Source organism: Candidatus Symbiopectobacterium sp. NZEC135 (assembly GCF_025962695.1).
Genome location: NZ_JAGFPF010000009.1, coordinates 53859 through 71359 on the forward strand (window position 1 = coordinate 53859; position 17501 = coordinate 71359).

Genomic DNA, 17501 nt, shown 5'->3' on the forward strand with positions numbered 1-17501 from the left:
TTTTTTATCTGGCTATTTGTTACCCGCTATGCCGCCTATTGTCTCTCTGTCGATAGTGACGCGTGGGTTAATCCCAGTGCGTTTTTGTAGTGTTTGCGGCAGACTGATACATAGCGCTCATTACCGCCGATCACCACCTGCTCCCCCTCACGCAGCGGATTGCCCTGCGCGTCAAGCCGCAGCACCCGATTCGCTTTGCGCCCGCAATGACAGACCGTTTTCAACTCGATCAGCTTATCCGCCCAGGCGAGCAAATACTGGCTACCGGAGAATAATTCGCCCTGAAAATCAGTACGTAGTCCGTAGCACAGCACCGGAATATCCAATTCGTCGACAATGTCCGATAGTTGATTCACCTGCTCGCGGGTTAGAAACTGACACTCATCGATTAATATACAGTGCACAGGCTGCTCACGTTGCACATTAAGCAACAAGGTAAACAAATCAGTTTGTAAATTAAACACCAACGCTGGGGCGGAAAGTCCAATACGCGAGCTGACTCGCCCGATACCATCACGGTGGTCTATTTCAGCCGTTAGAATCAGCGTCCTCATCCCCCGTTCCTGATAGTTATAAGAGGACTGTAATAATGCGGTAGACTTTCCCGCGTTCATTGCCGAGTAATAAAAATAAAGTTGAGCCATGTTTATAACCCCAAAAGAGCGCTTAACCCGCGCAACGCGCGGCGGCGCATTGTATCATATTTTGAAATAACCGGCGTGCCTGCTTGCCGGTGCTGTCCTGAGGGTCAAGAGAGACAAAACGTCGGGATAACGACGCCATTACCGCCACAATGGCGCCGGTAATCGGCATATATAAGGCAATCAACAATTGCGAGAATTCCTATACTGGGGAAAACATTAACAGCATAAGCGATATTTAGCGTAAATAATTAGCATTGTATGATATCGGCCAGAACAACGTACAATCGCCCTCTTTTGAGTAAGGGAACGGGTAACTTGATTGGTGTTTATCAACGCGGACAACAGGTAAACGTTTCCGGGTATAAAAAATGCTTATATAGCGCACTGGCAGCATCACCGCTGATCGTTTTAACGCAGTGTGCGGAGTAATACTCAAGTAACACGTATTTCATTTGTTAACAACGCGGTTTTATTTACCTGCGCGGCAACGTGATATCGGTTTTAAAAACGCCATTTTTTAACAATCTTACAAATTTGACTATTGCAGAAAATAAAATAGCCATCTATTATCACCCTACATACGCCACCAATAATATTATTTGAGATTATCACAATGAGCGAAGCACTAAAGGTTCTAAACAACATCCGTACTCTGCGCGCCCAGGCGAGAGAATGCAGCCTGGATACTTTGGAAGAAATGCTGGAAAAACTGGAAGTCGTTGTCAATGAGCGTCGTGACGAAGATAATCAGGCGCAAGCAGAAATCGAAGAACGTACCCGTAAATTACAGCAATATCGCGATATGTTGATTGCTGATGGCATCGACCCGAACGAACTGTTGCAGTCTTTGGGCGCTGCCAAAACTCCGGGCAAAAGCAAACGTGCTGCGCGCCCGGCGAAATATCAATATACCGATGAAAACGGCGAAGCAAGAACCTGGACTGGCCAAGGCCGTACGCCTGCCGTGATTAAGAAAGCCATTGAAGAGCAAGGTAAATCTCTCGACGACTTCCTGCTGTAATTCCCAATCGGAATCGTTGTACTTATTTAAGAAAAAACCCCGTTAACCGGGGTTTTTTTATATCCAATTTTCGTGACGCCCCGCGAACCACAAAGCAAAGCGCCATCGAATTAGATTACTTCACATCATTTTCATTAACGGTTTCATTAAGCCATGTGGCAAAATCATTGCCCAGCGTATTGTGACGCAGGCCGTATTCTACAAATGCACGCATGTAACCCAATTTGTTTCCGCAGTCATGACTTACCCCTTTAAGGTGGTAAGCTTCCACAGTTTCTTTTTCCATCAACATGGCAATGGCATCGGTTAACTGGATTTCATTACCCGCTCCTGGCGGTGTTTTTTCCAGCAGAGACCAAATATCAGCCGACAGCACATAGCGACCGACAATAGCCAAATTGGAAGGAGCCTCTGACGCCTTGGGCTTTTCTACTACACCCACCATCGGTGCACTGTCGCCAGGCTGTAATGCCTGCCCTTTACAATCAACAACGCCATAGCTACTGACGTCTTCAACCGGTTCAACCATAATTTGGCTGTGACCCGTTTCAGAAAAACGCGCCAGCATTTCACTCAGGTTGTCTTTCTTCAAATTGGATTCAAATTCATCAATGATAACGTCGGGCAAAATAACGGCGACGGGTTCATCTCCCACTAAAGGATGTGCGCACATCACGGCGTGCCCCAATCCTTTTGCCAGCCCCTGACGCACTTGCATGATGGTGACATGTTTCGGGCAAATAGACTGAACTTCTTCCAACAATTGACGCTTAACGCGCTTCTCCAGCATCGCTTCCAGCTCAAAACTGGTATCGAAGTGGTTTTCAATGGAATTCTTGGATGAGTGTGTAACTAAAATAATTTCGTTCAAGCCTGCGGCGATACACTCATTGACGACGTATTGAATGAGCGGCTTATCAACCAGCGGCAACATTTCTTTTGGAATCGCTTTTGTTGCCGGCAGCATCCGAGTCCCTAGCCCTGCGACGGGGATGACCGCTTTTTTAACTTTTTTATTCACCGTTGACATAACAACCTCTGATATACCGTTCAAATAATGAACTTTTTTTGCCGGGTTTAATTCGGGATACACCAGCCTGCTCGGCCAGAGACGACACCCGGTAAACGCGATGGCTATGATAAAAATAAAACAACGCTTTATATAGTAGGAAATAAAAATTAATTTCGAAAGCGAAGAGTATGCAACAAATTGCATGATGAACGCCTATCAGACTATTCCGTAGGCCTCATCACACTGCGTAAGCGTTCAATCTGCGGATAACATCAGTCGTAAGCGTCCGCCGCGCCCCCATACCTGACATTCAAAAGCGGCGCACTCATAGTTTAATTGGTTAAGATAGGCGCCATCGAGGGTGCCGAGCGGAATACCATTGTTTAACACCAACTGCTCCTCGCCTGCGTTCAGCATGGCATGCAAACCCGCTGAAATAAGGATAAGTCGTTGCAGTCCTCGGTGATAGTAGCCCACTAACAGCGGGAAGCGTCCATTAAGATTGGCCTGACGTAGCAGTTGGTTGACCTGTCGCAACAAGACGGGCAATTCTGGTAGACGATGTTGCTGATTAGCCAGATGCTCTTGTAACAGCCCGTTAAACAGCGTACGCAGCAGCAGGGCTGCCAGCGTACCGTTATTGTTCACGGCTTGCGTCACATCAAGGCAATAGAACGCCAAATCATCATCAGACAATGCGGCAATATCCAGCACCAAACCTGGTTGCTCCAATGACGTCAATTGGCGGTAACGCACGCTGCAACCCGCCATTTTTTGTTGCACCGGCGGCTGTAGTTGCGCCAGCAGTTTATTGACCGCATCGGGCGATTGGTTGAGTGAATCCATATCCTCCATCAACTGCTCAACTTCACTCAGTTGAGAAGTAAACATATCGGGATACATACAGGTCATCACGGCTTCGCGCAAGCGCGCATAATCACGGATAGGTTTGAGCATCACGTCCTGAACGCCCAAGCGCAGCACTTTGGCAACATCCCCCATCTGACTGGTGGCAGACACCACCAGAATAGGCGTGCGATTATCTTGCAACCTGAGCGTTTCAACGAACTCAATGCCTCCCATCTGCGGCATTTCCAAATCGCACACGATCAAATCAGGGTGATAGCCTTGCATTACGGCTAATGCATCCACCCCATTGACAGCTTCACGCACAGACGCACCCAGCGATGTCAGATAGCCAGCGATCACGGAACGAAATACCGCCTCATCTTCAACAATCAAAATGTGCTTATCTGTTAATGGCTGACCCATTGATGACCTCATACGTCAACTTCATGCATATTCCCTCGCGTTGTTCGGCCTTAACCTCTGCCACTCCACACTTTTACCCTTTAAATACGGGTCTGATGCCGCAACCTGCACTAGCCTGCATCTCGGTTTACCAACAGTTGCAGTTCATCCTGCTTTTTCTCCACGGCCAGCCGCCCTGCGGCGATCGCCTCTTGCGCACGGTGAAAATCCAGCGTGGCAATTTGTGGACAATAGGGCTGCACCACCACATCAGGCGGGTCGCCAGCCATACGATGCATTTTTAAACGGTTTTCCAGCACTTGGATGGAGGCCGTCATGATATCCATCGCTGAAGGTGCGCGATTGGCCCGCTGACGCTGCAATCCCATGGACAAGCGCTGCCGGAGCTTGTATTGCCAGTTGAGCGACGTCGATTCCGCCTGTGTTTCCTCAGCCATAGCGGTCACCGACAGCATGTCGTCATGCCCCAGCGTCGCGTTATGTTGCAAATCCACGGCAATCACCACGTCAGCGCCCAGCGCGCGCGCCAGAGAAACCGGGACCGGGTTCACCACGGCACCATCAACCAGCCAATAGGCATTGTGTCGCACGGGCGCGAGCAACCCCGGCATACTGCATGAGGCGCGGATCGCATGGTGCAGATCGCCCTCGGTAAGCCACAGTTCTCGCGCCGTTGTCAGATTAGTGGTCACTGCCCCGAACTTGATAGCACACTCGTCGATCTGCTGGGTACGCAATATGTGTCGCACCTGGTTAAATACCCGATCGCCGCGCAATAACCCGCCGCGTTGCCAGGAGAGATCCATCAAGCGAATGACATCCCAATGATGAAACCCACTCACCCAGCGCGCCATGGCATTCAAGCGATTGGTGGCATAAGCCGCCCCCACCAAAGCACCCACCGAACAGCCTGCTACCACATCGACCACAATACCCATTTCAGTCAGTGCCTGAATGACACCAATGTGTGCCCATCCTTTCGCAGCACCCGATCCCAGCGCCAAGCCAATCTTTCTTTGCTTCATGATATCCTTCTCATCTCGCTATTCATTTTAGCGCACATTGCCACTCACCGAGATTGTTAGGTAACATATCGCCACGCCGTTGAGTTATTTTCACGTAAATATCGATATTTTTTAATTTATTTTACTGTTAGTCATACATCCAGGAGTTACCGTGCCGCAAAGCTGTCCCTGCGGGAGTGGTAAGCAGTATACCGCATGCTGCCTTCCCTATCTGCAACGCACTGACATTGCACCAACCCCAGAAGCACTAATGCGTTCACGCTATTGTGCTTACGTAGCCCATGACGTTGATTATCTTATCGCTACCTGGGATCCTGCGCTTCAACCTGAAAAATGGCGTGCTTCAATCACCGAAAGCGCGCAGGATACGCAGTGGCAACGATTGAACGTGCTGGCTACCCGCCAAGGACGCGATGAGGATGAAGGCTATGTCGAATTCGCCGCGCGCTATACCGACACCTCACAGCCAGAGCGCACATCGCTGATGCGCGAGCGCTCACGCTTCCTTCGCCGCCTCGATCGCTGGTACTATGTAGACGGCGTACATCTGCAAACCGGCAGAAACGATCGCTGTCCGTGCGGTTCGGACAAAAAATACAAACAGTGCTGCGGGCGTGGATAGGCGCGTAGTGTAAGGCAAAAACGTAACCCGGTGGCAGGTTCCCCTTATCGTGGCGATAAATCGCACGAATATGGCAGCTTTCGGGGATAATGACAGACGATTTTGGACAGGGTTTTTATTTCCATGCAATCCCAAACGATGCAATCTCAGGCCATACAACGAAAAGTGCTGCGTACCATTTGCCCCGATGCAAAGGGGCTTATCGCAAAAATTACCAACATCTGCTACAAGCACGAATTGAACATTGTGCAGAACAATGAGTTTGTCGATCACCGCACCGGGCGCTTTTTCATGCGTACCGAATTGGAAGGGATCTTCAACGATACTACGCTGCTGGCTGATTTGGACAGCGCGCTACCGGCAGGTTCCGTGCGTGAACTGAGTGACGCGGGCCGTCGTCGTATCGTGGTTCTGGTCACCAAAGAAGCGCATTGTCTCGGCGACTTGCTGATGAAGAGTGCCTACGGTGGTCTGGATGTTGAAATTGCCGCCGTGATTGGCAACCACGATACGTTGCAGACGCTGGTTGAGCGTTTTGATATCCCGTTCCATCTGGTGAGCCATGAAGGACTTTCACGCGAAGCGCACGACCAGTTGATGATTGAACAGATTGATGCATACAAACCGGATTATGTGGTATTGGCCAAATACATGCGCGTATTGACGCCTGCGTTTGTGCAGCACTATCCGAACCAGGTGATCAACATCCACCACTCGTTCCTGCCTGCGTTTATCGGTGCACGTCCCTACCATCAGGCTTATGAGCGCGGCGTGAAGATCATCGGTGCGACCGCCCACTACGTGAACGATAACCTGGATGAAGGCCCGATCATCATGCAGGATGTTATCAACGTGGATCACACGTATACCGCAGATGACATGATGCGTGCTGGCCGCGACGTCGAGAAGAACGTTCTTAGCCGTGCCCTTTACCGCGTGCTGGCACAACGGGTTTTCGTTTACGGCAATCGTACCATTATTCTTTAAGCCGCTGTTTTTCCACTCAACGTTGAGTGGAAATTCCGCAAGGCGTGTGAAAAAACGGCAAACAAACGCGTTTTTATGCGTTCAGGCTTTACAGGGGCGTCGCATTTGATATGATGCGCCCCGCTTACCAAGAAAGCGCACAATCAGTTAGGCCATGGTGGGGTTCCCGAGCGGCCAAAGGGAGCAGACTGTAAATCTGCCGTCACAGACTTCGAAGGTTCGAATCCTTCCCCCACCACCATCTCGCAGCAGCTATTTCATCATATTGTTTCCACAGTTCATGTTACTTCCCAACTGACACCTGAATTCTCCCTGTTATCCTTATAACGCTTTTTGCTCATGGTATTTGCCGTACTCTTTTTTACAGACAAAAGAGCCAGACAGCATGAACAACGTCAGCACGGCCAGTATAACCAGCGTCAACTCTGCCCCCATGAATCCCAGAGAATAGCCGGCCACCAGGCTACCAACACCGGCGCTGATTTTCACCAACGTCCCGCTCACCGCAGAAATCCTTGCCGCCAGTTTGAGCGGCATCTCCTGAAGGGTGAACACGTTGTAACTGACATTCCATATTCCCCCCAGTATGGCTTTAAGAACAAACAGCACGAAGATCGATACAGGATCGGTGAAAACGAGAAAGCCAAAGAAAACCAGCACGCGGGCCACATTTATAACGAGAACCAACTGCCTGAGCGACAACATATTAATCGCTTTGCGTGAAATAAAGCTGCCGATAAGACCGCCCGCCCCCAGACCAGAAAGCACCAGGCCGGTTATTTCAAAAGCGGTATTTTGTGCTTTCAGGCTCCATATCACGGTCAGATAGAGAATGGGATGCAAAAAATTGTTAACCGCGGTTAGCGCGACGATGACGCTAAACAGTGTATTGTCCCGCAACCAGCCAAATGCCTGCTGAATATCAGCGCCCATCGAGGAGTGCGTGGGGCTTGCGGTTTGTGGAACATCGATACGGATCAGGAAGAGCAAGCACACGGCTATCAGCGAAAAGATCAGGTTGACGGAATAGGGAAAGAAAACATTCACCGATATCAGATACCCACACAATGCAGGCGCAACAAGCTGAACCGCTCGGGTTCTGATCTCGTAGGTTGACAAGGCTGATGTGGAGGCATGCCCCTGAATCAGCCCCTTGATGACAACGGGCTCAGCCACTTCGGTAAACACAGTAAATACACCGTAAGCGAGTGAAACCGCCATAATCCACAGGAAACTGGCATCGCGAAACACGATAAGCAGCAGGATAAAGAGCGCCAAACAGAGAATGCGCCCGCACTCACTACCTTTCAGCACATTGATCTTATTTGATTTTTCTATGAACGGTGATGATATTATTTTGATAAAAATCACTGGACAATAAAAGGCAAACACACACCAGCTAATCTGAACCGGGTCGAGGTTCAGGCTCAACGCCAGCAAAGGTAACGTGATGTGGTAAATCTCGATTCCCAGCAGTGAAAACGCAGAACTCGCGACAAAAACGTTAAAATTATTCTTCATAATATCCAGATAGCTGAAAACGATCAGATCCGTCTGCCACAATTGTTATTTGTTATGAAGAAGCAACGTTACACCGTTTTATTGCCGATTACGGTGCGGCTCACCACATCTCTCAGGTTTTTCCTTTCCAACTACCTGGCGAGTAGGAAAACACCGGCAACTGCCATGACCAGCGGATCGCCGCCAGACGCAGCGACAACCCCAGCGTAAACGACACCAGCAGATTAATATCGTGGTTTACCTGTAACGCTTTCAGCCCGAGATAAAGCAGCGCCACAAGCAGTGATACGCTGGCATAGAGCTCTTTTCTGAGTACCATCGGCGTGCGGTTACAAAAGATGTCGCGCAAAATGCCGCCGAAGATCCCGGTGACAATCCCCGCCATAATGACCACAGTGAAGGAGTAATTCAGCTTCTGCGCCACATTGCAGCCAATAATGGTAAAGGCAATAAGCCCCATGGCATCCAGTATCAGGAACAGTCGATGCAGGTGGTGCATGATGCGGGCAATCACGATAGTGAACAGCCCTGCACCAATCGTCAGATAGATATAGCCGGGGTGTTGCGTCCAGCCGATGGGATAGTTGCCAAGCAGGATATCACGAACGGTGCCGCCGCCCAGAGCGGTAATGAAGGCGATCATCGCCACACCGAAAATGTCCATGTTCCTGCGCCCAGCGGCCAATGCGCCAGACATGCCTTCTGCGGTAATTGCGATCAGATAGATGTAAGTAAGCACACAAATTTTCCTGTGAAATGTGCCTCTCCCCCTGTCCGTTTTACCTGAGAGTTTATGCAGCTTACGCCGCTTGCCCCTTCGGTGGGTGGCTACGTTGATAAATAACGCGCACACCGCTCTCCAGTCGGCGTATCAACAAAGTGCAGTAAGGTGGCCTGAGCGATTATGGGAGTTTGCGCCTTCGGCGGGTCGCGCGTAGCGCGGTCCTCTCTCCTGCGAGCTGCGAAGTATAAGGGCTTACTATCGCTACTTCAACCTTCCGTTCGTTCAACAGAACGCGATATCATCCACCGCGTGCCTCTGGCGTGACCTTTGCCCTTTTTTTCTGATACCATCAGCGTCACAATTTCCTGACATGGCAATGACGATGAAAGTTGTTTCTTTTAATATCAATGGGCTGCGAGCCCGCCCTCACCAACTGGCCGCCATCATCGCCCAGCATCAGCCGGATATCATTGGCTTGCAGGAAACCAAAGTGCACGATGATATGTTTCCCTTTGAAGAGATACGCAAGCTCGGCTATCAGGTCTATTATTACGGGCAAAAGGGCCATTACGGCGTTGCGTTATTGTGTAAAGAAACACCGATTGCCGTACGCTACGGCTTTCCCACCGACGAACCCGATGCGCAGCGACGCATCATCATGGCGGATTTCGCCACGCCCGCAGGCACACTGACCGTGATCAATGGCTATTTCCCGCAGGGAGAGAGCCGCGACCATCCGGTGAAATTCCCTGCCAAAACGCGCTTTTATGCCGACTTGCAGACCTATCTGACGCAGCACCACACCCCAGAGCAACCGTTGATTGTCATGGGCGATATCAATATCAGCCCAACGGATCTGGACATTGGCATCGGCGAAGAAAACCGCAAACGCTGGCTGCGCACCGGTAAGTGCTCATTTTTACCCGAAGAGCGTGAATGGATGGCGCGTTTGCTGGGATGGGGATTGGTCGACACGTTCCGAGCGTTGGCACCAGACAGCACCGATCGCTATTCCTGGTTTGATTACCGCTCTGCCGGTTTTGACGACAACCGCGGCCTGCGAATCGATGTGATCCTTGCCAGTCAGGGATTAGCGGCGCACTGCACGGCGAGCGATATCGATTATGACATACGCGGCATGGAAAAACCCTCAGACCACGCGCCGATTTGGGCCACGTTCTACGGGCTGTAACACCCCGCACAGGCAGCCGCTCGCGGCTGCCATCGCTGGAACCGTTACTGTTTAAGCACCTGCCAGATCAGATTATTCGTTCCCAGCGTTTGCCTGTCTCGCGTACACTGCAACAGCACACCTTCTGTTCTCACCACAGCGCCTTCAGTGTAATTACGGTTTTCGAACACGCAGCACCGCATACAGTTATTTTGCTGTTCTCGTCGGGTCGAACCGTTATTATCGCCCCAAACCACACTGGGCGGTACGCCAACCACAATATCCGTATTCCCGCGCGAGGGCGTGGTCACCGCGGTGGATTGCGCCCACACGGGCAGAGAGACCAGCGCGCCGACAAACAACATCACCTGTGATGATTTCATCCATTCTGCTCCTTCGCGGCCTTTTTCGCCGTGGGTTTACGTGTTTTCTTCTGCGTTTTTTGTGGTGCTTGCAACCCGCGAAACGCCGACGCGGACCGGTTTTGTCGTGCTTGCTCGATCAATCCACTCAACGTTTGGGTGAGCGGTTGCATAAAATCCTGGTAACGGCGCTGTTTTTCACTGATCAACGTCAAGGTGGCTTCCCAGTTGGCAGTCATATCCGGCAATGCGGCACTAGGCGGTAAAGCATGAATCAGCGCTCGCCCCGCTTCGCTGGCATGAATGTAACGCCCTTTTTTAAACAGAAAGCTTCGTTTAAAGAGTAGCTCAATAATGCCTGCACGCGTGGCTTCCGTGCCGAGGCCATCGGTTTCACGCAATATCTTCTTCAACGTTTTGTCTTGTACAAAACGGGCAATACCGGTCATCGCCGAGAGCAATGTGGCATCGGTAAAAGGACGTGGAGGCTGGGTTTGCCGCTCCACCACTTCACCTTTTTCACACAGCAGTACATCTTCTTTGGCGACAACAGGCAGAGGCAAACCATCGTTTTCGTCGTCGCGCTCCTTGGCACCAAGCAGCGCGCGCCAGCCCGCATCGGCAAGGAAACGGGCTTTGGCGATAAATTTCCCCCCCGCGATATCGAGGGTAATAACGCATTTGCGAAACACCGCATCAGGGCAAAACTGCATCAGATACTGCCGGGCAATCAGCCCGTAGACCTGTCGCTCGTTCTCGCTCAACGATACGTTGGCGCTGCGCGCAGTGGGGATAATGGCATGGTGCGCATCGACTTTACTGTCATCCCAACAGCGATTACGTCGCTCAAGATCGACGACCGGTTGCGGTAATAACCCGGAGGCATGCACTGTGATCGCATTGATAACCGCATGGCGCCCGGCAAAATGCTCTTCAGGCAGGTAGCGGCAGTCCGAACGCGGATAGGTAATCAGCTTATGGGTTTCGTACAAGCGCTGGCAGGTATCCAGCACCATCTGTGCGCTCAGGCCAAAGCGTTTCGCGGCTTCGATCTGCAATGCAGAGAGAGAATAAGGCAGCGGTGCTGTTTCAGATTCACGCTTGTCGCTGTAATCCGTGACAATAGCAGGCTGCCCAGCAATACGCTTGACCACATGCTCAGCCAAAGAACGGTGTAGCAAACGCCCTTCTTCATCCTGATACGGCTCGCAGGAGTCACTCGGTTGCCAGAGCGCCACAAAGCGTTCATCGGCAGGCGTGACAATATGTGCTTTGACCTCAAAGTAATCTTTGGCGACGAAATTTTCGATCTCTTCATCGCGGCGCACGACTAGCCCCAGCACCGGCGTTTGCACCCGTCCGACGGAAAGCACGCCGTCATAACCCGCATTGCGCCCCAATAACGTGTAGGCGCGGGTCATGTTGATGCCGTAGAGCCAGTCAGCCCGTGAACGCGCCAGTGCGGATACACACAGTGGCACAAAGTCGCGGTTATCGCGCAGTCGCTCGACCGCACGCGTCACCGCTTGCGGGTTGAGATCGTTAATCAGGCAGCGGCGCACCTGCTGACGTTTTTCCGGCGCCAGCGCCAGATACTCCAACACTTCATCTACCAGCAGTTGTCCTTCGCGATCCGGGTCACCGGCGTGGATCACCTCCGTCGCCTCCCCCAGCAATTTCTTAATGGCATTCAGCTGTTTGCTCACCGATGGGCGCGGCATCAACAGCCACTTTTCGGGGATAATCGGCAGATCGGCCAACGACCAGCGCGCATAGCGGGCATCATAGGCATCGGGCTGAGCCTGCTCAAGCAAATGCCCGACACACCAGGTGACGACATCCTGTGAACCGCAGGCGATGTAGCCGTCGCCTCGCCGATGCGGTTTGGGCAAGACATCGGCTATCGCTCTGGCGAGGCTGGGTTTTTCAGCAATAAACAGGCGCATTATCAGAAATAACGGACAAATTTTTCCGTGTCCAACGGCACAACCGTGGTGGACGCTTTCAGTTGCGGTGTTCCCAAATAAAGAAACCCGACAATTTCATCTTGTTCACGGCAACCGAAGGCTTCACGCACATGCTCGTGTTCAGTCCACAGACCGCTGCGCCAGATACCGTTGAAGCCCTGCGCCAGTGCTGCCATTTGCATCGCTTGCACCGCACAGCCCGCGGAGACCACCTGCTCCCATTTGGGCACCTTGGGATGCTCTTCACAGTGTGCAATCACCGTGATAACCATTGGGGCGCGAAACGGTGCCTGACGGGCTTTGTCCTGTGCGGCAGCATCCAGCCCTTCTTGCTGGGCCGCAGCGTGTAAAACCTCACTCAGGCGGTTAAGTCCGTCATCCTGTGCAATCACGAAACGCCACGGTTGCAGGGTGCCATGATCGGGCGCGCGCATACCGGCGTGAATAATGTTGGCTAACACGTCACCTTGCGGTGCCGGAGCAGCCAAACGCGAGGCAGAACGGCGATTGAGTAACAAGTCCAGTGCATCCATCATTTCTCTCCTGTTAACGGCCTGCATGAAAAATAGCGCCAAGCGTTGCCATCGCCTGTCATGCGCGCCACGGTATCACAAGTCGCGGTGCGTCAGTAACGGTTTTGTGGCAATCCTATCATAGCGGATACCGGTAATAATGCGGGGAGATTCTGAATGTTACTGGCCCTATTCAGGCGGTTGGCAGGTGATAATGCGCAAACAGAGAACGTCTGCTTGCGCAGGCAAAACAGTGACCCGCAATGCGCTCACTACCGCACCGCGATCACTGGGCGTCGCGACGCAAGTGGTACACCGTTAGCTGATTCCAAAAATCGAGGCCGATCAGCTTGTCGCTTCCTGCACGACGAAATGCGAAGGCGCCGCCTTTATTGTGACCGATACGGATAATGCCTTTTTCTTCTTGCGCTTTTACCGGTGCAATACCGCGCATGTTCACCATGCCATCTTCTGCAATGGTGATATCAGGGTCGCCGGTTTCGCGCAGGGCAAAGCTTCCCACGGGAATTCCTGATGCCGGTGACACGATGTCCTGCTCTGTCAATGAAGCCAAGTTGGCGACCTTCTGGCACGATGAACCATCATTAATCGGTGCGGCACAAGCAACCTGCAAAAGGTCTCGGGCAGCCAGGTATTGTCCACTAAGCCATTGAGCTTTGGCTGCTTCGGTGCACAGGTTGGCTGAGACACCGCTGCGGCAGAGTGCTGCCATAGTATCGGTATAATCCTGTACCGGTGCCGCCGGAATGCCCGTCACAGAGGCGAGCGGTGACTGACCCGATTTTTCCCGAGCGCTAAGCGTTTTCCACGTGCCGCACGCTGAATCAATGTGATCTTCACACAGTTGCTTGAACTGGGCAGTATCAATTTCATACAGCATTTTTTTGCAGGCACGCAGGTCGTTCCAGCAGGTTTTGCCTATTTCGGTTTTCGGCTGCGGCAGATTCGTCAGGCAGGGTTGCTCCTCCTTGAGCACATAGTTGAGTTTGAACATCGAATCGGTGATGGTTTTACCGTCAGCAGACACTTCCATGGTGGCGTCTACCAATTGCTCCAGCGAGATCCGTTTGAGTTTGCTTCCCTCTAAACGGTAATAATGCAACACCGTCTCGGTAGGAAACGACTGTTGTAGCAGTTCGTGATTTAACACGCGAATCTGGCTTCTTGGTTCTTTATAAATACCACAGGTCAAGCCAGAAACCGGATCGGCCAATGCGGGGAATGACAGAGAGGTCAATAACAAAAGGAACAACACACGGACGTGCATTAAAAAAGACATGGCTCACTCCATTGATAAGAATACACTTCACCTGACGACTTCAGGCAACGTGATAATTGTAAAAGCATTATTTCCCATGGACGAGCATTTTTTCCGCAGAAATTCGGTGAGAAGATGCTGAGTGTTATTATTCATTTCTGTTACGCACTTCAGTATTCCTCCTCCCGCAGTTGTTCCATCGTCTCGCACCAAAAAAGTTACCGCGCCAACAATCGCTTTTCTTTACAAAATAGGCACATTTTTATCAACGAAGGGTACTAATGAAGTTGGCATTTTCCTATACGCTCATTAGGATAGAGAGTAAGTTCGCTCTTATTAGCGTGAATGTCGCGGGGCAACCCTTTACTGCTCACTTTGCCATCAAAAGGAACAGCGAGCAGGTATTATGTTTGGCGTTTTTGGAGATAACATGCGCACACTGTGGCGACTCTTTAGCGGACTCTTCAAGTGGACTTGGCGTCTGCTCAATTTCACCCGCGAGTTTATTCTTAACCTGTTTCTGATTGTGTTGATTCTGGTGGGTGTAGGCATTTACCTGCAGTTTAAAAATGCACCGACCCAAACGCCTCAGGGCGCGCTGCTTGTTGATATAACCGGCGTTGTCGTCGATAAGCCGACAGTGAATAATAAACTGCGGCAGTTAGGCAGAGAATTTTTTGGTGCCTCCAGCAATCGCCGTCAGGAAAACTCGCTGTTTGATATTGTTAATACCATTCGTCAGGCTAAAACCGACAGCAATATTACCGGTATGGTGCTCGATCTGAGCGATTTCGTCGGTGCAGACCAGCCCTCTTTGCAATATATCGGCAAGGCGTTGCGTGAATTCCGCGACAGCGGCAAGCCCATTTTCGCGATTGGCGACAGTTACAGCCAACCACAATACTATCTGGCCAGCTTCGCAACCACCGTTTCACTCACCCCGCAGGGTAACGTCGATCTGCGCGGCTTCGCGACCAATGGCCTCTATTACAAATCGCTGTTGGAAAAGCTGGATGTAACCAGTCACGTATTCCGCGTCGGTACCTACAAATCCGCCGTGGAACCTTTTCTGCGCGACGATATGTCCCCTGAAGCGCGTGAAGCCGACCTGCGCTGGGTGGGTGGATTGTGGCAAAACTACCTGAATACGGTGGCCGCAAACCGCCAAATTACACCGCAACAGTTGTTCCCCGGTGCCAGCGCGATTATTGCCGGCCTTCAGGCGGTGCAAGGCGATCCGGCACGCTATGCGCTGGAAAACAAACTGGTGGACGAGGTGGCATCGCGTTCAGTCATCGAACAGAAGCTGGTAAAAACCTTCGGCTGGGATACCAAAAACCAGAGCTTCAACTACACCAGCATTTACGACTACACCGAAAAACCGAGCAACCAAAACGGCGCGGAAATTGCGGTGATCTTTGCCAGCGGCGCTATTGTTGACGGCCCTGAAACCCCGGGAGTGGTCGGTGGCGATACCACGGCGTCCCAAATTCGTCAGGCCAGACTGGATCCTAAAATCAAGGCGATCGTGCTGCGCGTTAACAGCCCCGGAGGCAGCGTAACCGCCTCAGAAAAAATTCGCGCAGAGCTGATGGCCGTCCGTCTGGCGGGCAAACCCATTGTGGTCTCCATGGGCGGTATGGCGGCGTCGGGCGGCTACTGGATCTCTACCCCAGCGAACGCCATTATCGCCAGTCCGAGCACCTTGACAGGTTCAATTGGGATTTTTGGCGTGATCACCACGTTTGAAAACACCCTTGGGTCGATAGGCGTACACACCGATGGCGTGGCCACCTCGCCGCTGGCGGATCTCAGTATCACTAAAACGCTGCCGCCCGAGTTTTCGCAAATGATGCAAATCAGCATCGAGCGCGGTTATAAAAACTTCGTCGATCTGGTCGCGCAGTCCCGTAAGAAAAGCCCGGAAGAGATTGATAAAATCGCGCAAGGGCACGTGTGGACCGGTGACGACGCAAAGACCAACGGTTTGGTCGATCAGTTGGGTGACTTTGACGATGCGGTTAAAAAAGCCGCTGAGTTGGCCAAGCTGGGCCAATACCAGCTCAACTGGTTTGAGGAACAGCCAAGCCTGCTGGATATGATGCTCAACCGTGTCAACGCTGCCGCCCATGCCTGGTTACCGGCCCAACTTCAGGCCATGCTACCGGCTCCGGTAGCTCAGTTGGCTGAGGTGGTGCAAGCACAACCGGCATTGCTCAACACCTTTAACGATCCGCAGCATCGCTATGCGCTTTGTATGGCTTGCGGTGAAGTAAAATAACCGCCGTAACACAGGATTCTCCCTCAGCCCGGCGTATGTCGGGCTGTTTTTCATCTTTTAAATAAGAACAGCATGCAAAAGAAATCCATTTATGTCGCTTATACCGGCGGTACGATAGGTATGCAACGCTCCGCCAATGGTTACATTCCGGTTTCAGGTCACCTGCAACAGCAACTGGCTAACATGCCAGAGTTTCATCGCCCGGAAATGCCTGATTTCACCATCCATGAATATGACCCGCTGATTGACTCCTCTGACATGACCCCAGCCGATTGGCAGGCCATCGCTGAGGATATTCAGCAGCACTACGATGAGTACGATGGCTTCGTCATTTTGCACGGCACCGATACCATGGCCTTCACGGCATCAGCCCTCTCCTTCATCATGGAGAACCTGGCCAAACCGCTCATTGTGACAGGGTCACAAATTCCATTGGCCGAATTGCGTTCTGATGGGCAAACCAACCTGCTAAATGCGCTGTATGTCGCGGCTAATCACCCGGTGAATGAAGTCAGCCTGTTTTTCAACAACAAGTTGCTGCGCGGCAACCGCACCACGAAAGCCCATGCGGACGGCTTTGATGCGTTCGCCTCCCCCAACTTCCCGACGCTGTTGGAAGCCGGTATTCATATACGCCGTCTGGTGCCAGCGCAATCGGAAACGCCCAGCGCTCCGCTGATCGTACATCCGATTACCCCGCAACCGATCGGCGTGATTACCGTCTATCCGGGCATTTCAGCGGATGTAGTGCGTAACTTCTTGCGCCAGCCGGTGAAAGCACTGATATTGCGCTCTTATGGTGTGGGTAATGCGCCGCAAAGCCCGGCGCTGTTGGACGAACTGCGTCAGGCATCGGAACGGGGTATCGTGGTGGTTAACCTCACCCAGTGCATTTCTGGACGGGTGAATATGGAGGGCTATGCCACCGGCAATGCACTGGCACAGGCTGGCGTGATCAGTGGTTTTGATATGACGGTAGAAGCCGCCCTGACTAAACTGCATTATCTGCTAAGCCAACCTGACTTAACCCCCGGGACCATTCGCCAGCTCATGCAACAAGACCTGCGCGGCGAACTGACCCAGGACGCATAACCCGGCTGC

Annotated in this window: 16 protein-coding genes, 1 tRNA gene and 1 riboswitch; of the genes, 7 read left to right on the forward strand and 10 right to left on the reverse strand. The window is 51.9% G+C overall.

Features of this window, described 5'->3' with window-relative positions; all coding sequences use genetic code 11:
- Window positions 1-35: 35 nt before the first annotated feature.
- Complete coding sequence (locus tag J5224_RS07500) at window positions 36-644, reverse strand: thymidine kinase (RefSeq protein WP_264624768.1); 609 nt, start codon at window positions 642-644, stop codon at window positions 36-38.
- A 613-nt stretch (window positions 645-1257) separates the two neighbouring features.
- On the opposite strand from J5224_RS07500, the gene hns reads away from it, so the two are divergent.
- Window positions 1258-1665 carry a histone-like nucleoid-structuring protein H-NS gene (gene hns, locus J5224_RS07505; RefSeq protein ID WP_222160708.1) on the forward strand — a complete coding sequence of 136 codons (408 nt, stop codon included), beginning with the start codon at window positions 1258-1260 and terminating at the stop codon, window positions 1663-1665.
- A gap of 115 nt (window positions 1666-1780) precedes the next feature.
- Here hns and galU read toward each other — a convergent pair whose 3' ends face one another.
- The 3 genes from galU to rssA all read right to left on the reverse strand — a co-directional run bounded on the left by galU (window position 1781) and on the right by rssA (window position 4974).
- Window positions 1781-2695 (reverse strand): UTP--glucose-1-phosphate uridylyltransferase GalU, encoded by a 915-nt coding sequence (gene galU, locus J5224_RS07510; RefSeq protein WP_264624833.1) that lies wholly within the window; start codon window positions 2693-2695, stop codon window positions 1781-1783.
- 237 nt (window positions 2696-2932) lie between these two features.
- Window positions 2933-3949: a two-component system response regulator RssB gene (gene rssB, locus J5224_RS07515; protein ID WP_264624769.1), complete on the reverse strand. Its 1017-nt coding sequence runs from the start codon at window positions 3947-3949 to the stop codon at window positions 2933-2935.
- A gap of 110 nt (window positions 3950-4059) precedes the next feature.
- Window positions 4060-4974, reverse strand: coding sequence for a patatin-like phospholipase RssA (rssA, locus tag J5224_RS07520; RefSeq protein WP_264624770.1), 915 nt, complete (start codon window positions 4972-4974; stop codon window positions 4060-4062).
- Between the two features lie 151 nt (window positions 4975-5125).
- On the opposite strand from rssA, the gene J5224_RS07525 reads away from it, so the two are divergent.
- The 3 genes from J5224_RS07525 (at window position 5126) to J5224_RS07535 (ending at window position 6824) form a co-directional block, all read left to right on the forward strand.
- Window positions 5126-5596, forward strand: coding sequence for a YchJ family protein (locus J5224_RS07525; protein ID WP_264624771.1), 471 nt, complete (start codon window positions 5126-5128; stop codon window positions 5594-5596).
- 138 nt (window positions 5597-5734) lie between these two features.
- Window positions 5735-6583 carry a formyltetrahydrofolate deformylase gene (purU, locus tag J5224_RS07530; protein ID WP_264624834.1) on the forward strand — a complete coding sequence of 283 codons (849 nt, stop codon included), beginning with the start codon at window positions 5735-5737 and terminating at the stop codon, window positions 6581-6583.
- Window positions 6584-6739: 156 nt separating this feature from the next.
- Window positions 6740-6824: transfer RNA gene (locus J5224_RS07535), tRNA-Tyr, on the forward strand.
- Between the two features lie 80 nt (window positions 6825-6904).
- On the opposite strand, the gene J5224_RS07540 is transcribed toward J5224_RS07535, so the two are convergent.
- The gene (locus J5224_RS07540) at window positions 6905-8104 is read right to left on the reverse strand and encodes an MFS transporter (RefSeq protein WP_264624772.1); all 1200 of its coding nucleotides are present in this window, start codon (window positions 8102-8104) and stop codon (window positions 6905-6907) included.
- 112 nt (window positions 8105-8216) lie between these two features.
- Window positions 8217-8843 carry a trimeric intracellular cation channel family protein gene (locus J5224_RS07545; RefSeq protein ID WP_264624773.1) on the reverse strand — a complete coding sequence of 209 codons (627 nt, stop codon included), beginning with the start codon at window positions 8841-8843 and terminating at the stop codon, window positions 8217-8219.
- A 133-nt stretch (window positions 8844-8976) separates the two neighbouring features.
- Window positions 8977-9069: riboswitch (glycine riboswitch) on the reverse strand.
- A 141-nt stretch (window positions 9070-9210) separates the two neighbouring features.
- Between J5224_RS07545 and xthA the strand changes: the two genes are divergently transcribed.
- Entirely contained in the window at window positions 9211-10020 is an 810-nt protein-coding gene (xthA, locus tag J5224_RS07550; protein ID WP_264624774.1) for an exodeoxyribonuclease III, read from the forward strand.
- A gap of 44 nt (window positions 10021-10064) precedes the next feature.
- On the opposite strand, the gene J5224_RS07555 is transcribed toward xthA, so the two are convergent.
- The 4 genes from J5224_RS07555 to J5224_RS07570 form a co-directional block, all read right to left on the reverse strand.
- Window positions 10065-10382, reverse strand: coding sequence for a YnjH family protein (locus tag J5224_RS07555; protein WP_264624775.1), 318 nt, complete (start codon window positions 10380-10382; stop codon window positions 10065-10067).
- Window positions 10379-12307, reverse strand: a complete 1929-nt coding sequence (locus tag J5224_RS07560; RefSeq protein ID WP_264624776.1) for a DNA topoisomerase III — start codon at window positions 12305-12307, stop codon at window positions 10379-10381. Before J5224_RS07560 ends, J5224_RS07555 begins: the two co-directional genes overlap by 4 nt.
- Before the next feature lie 2 nt (window positions 12308-12309).
- Window positions 12310-12861 (reverse strand): NAD(P)H nitroreductase, encoded by a 552-nt coding sequence (locus J5224_RS07565; RefSeq protein ID WP_264624835.1) that lies wholly within the window; start codon window positions 12859-12861, stop codon window positions 12310-12312.
- Between the two features lie 265 nt (window positions 12862-13126).
- Window positions 13127-14140, reverse strand: coding sequence for a hypothetical protein (locus J5224_RS07570; RefSeq protein WP_264624777.1), 1014 nt, complete (start codon window positions 14138-14140; stop codon window positions 13127-13129).
- A gap of 409 nt (window positions 14141-14549) precedes the next feature.
- On the opposite strand from J5224_RS07570, the gene sppA reads away from it, so the two are divergent.
- A complete protein-coding gene (sppA, locus tag J5224_RS07575) occupies window positions 14550-16400 on the forward strand; it encodes a signal peptide peptidase SppA (RefSeq protein ID WP_264624778.1) in 1851 nt (616 codons plus the stop codon).
- 72 nt (window positions 16401-16472) lie between these two features.
- Complete coding sequence (gene ansA / locus J5224_RS07580) at window positions 16473-17492, forward strand: asparaginase (RefSeq protein ID WP_264624779.1); 1020 nt, start codon at window positions 16473-16475, stop codon at window positions 17490-17492.
- Window positions 17493-17501: the final 9 nt, after the last annotated feature.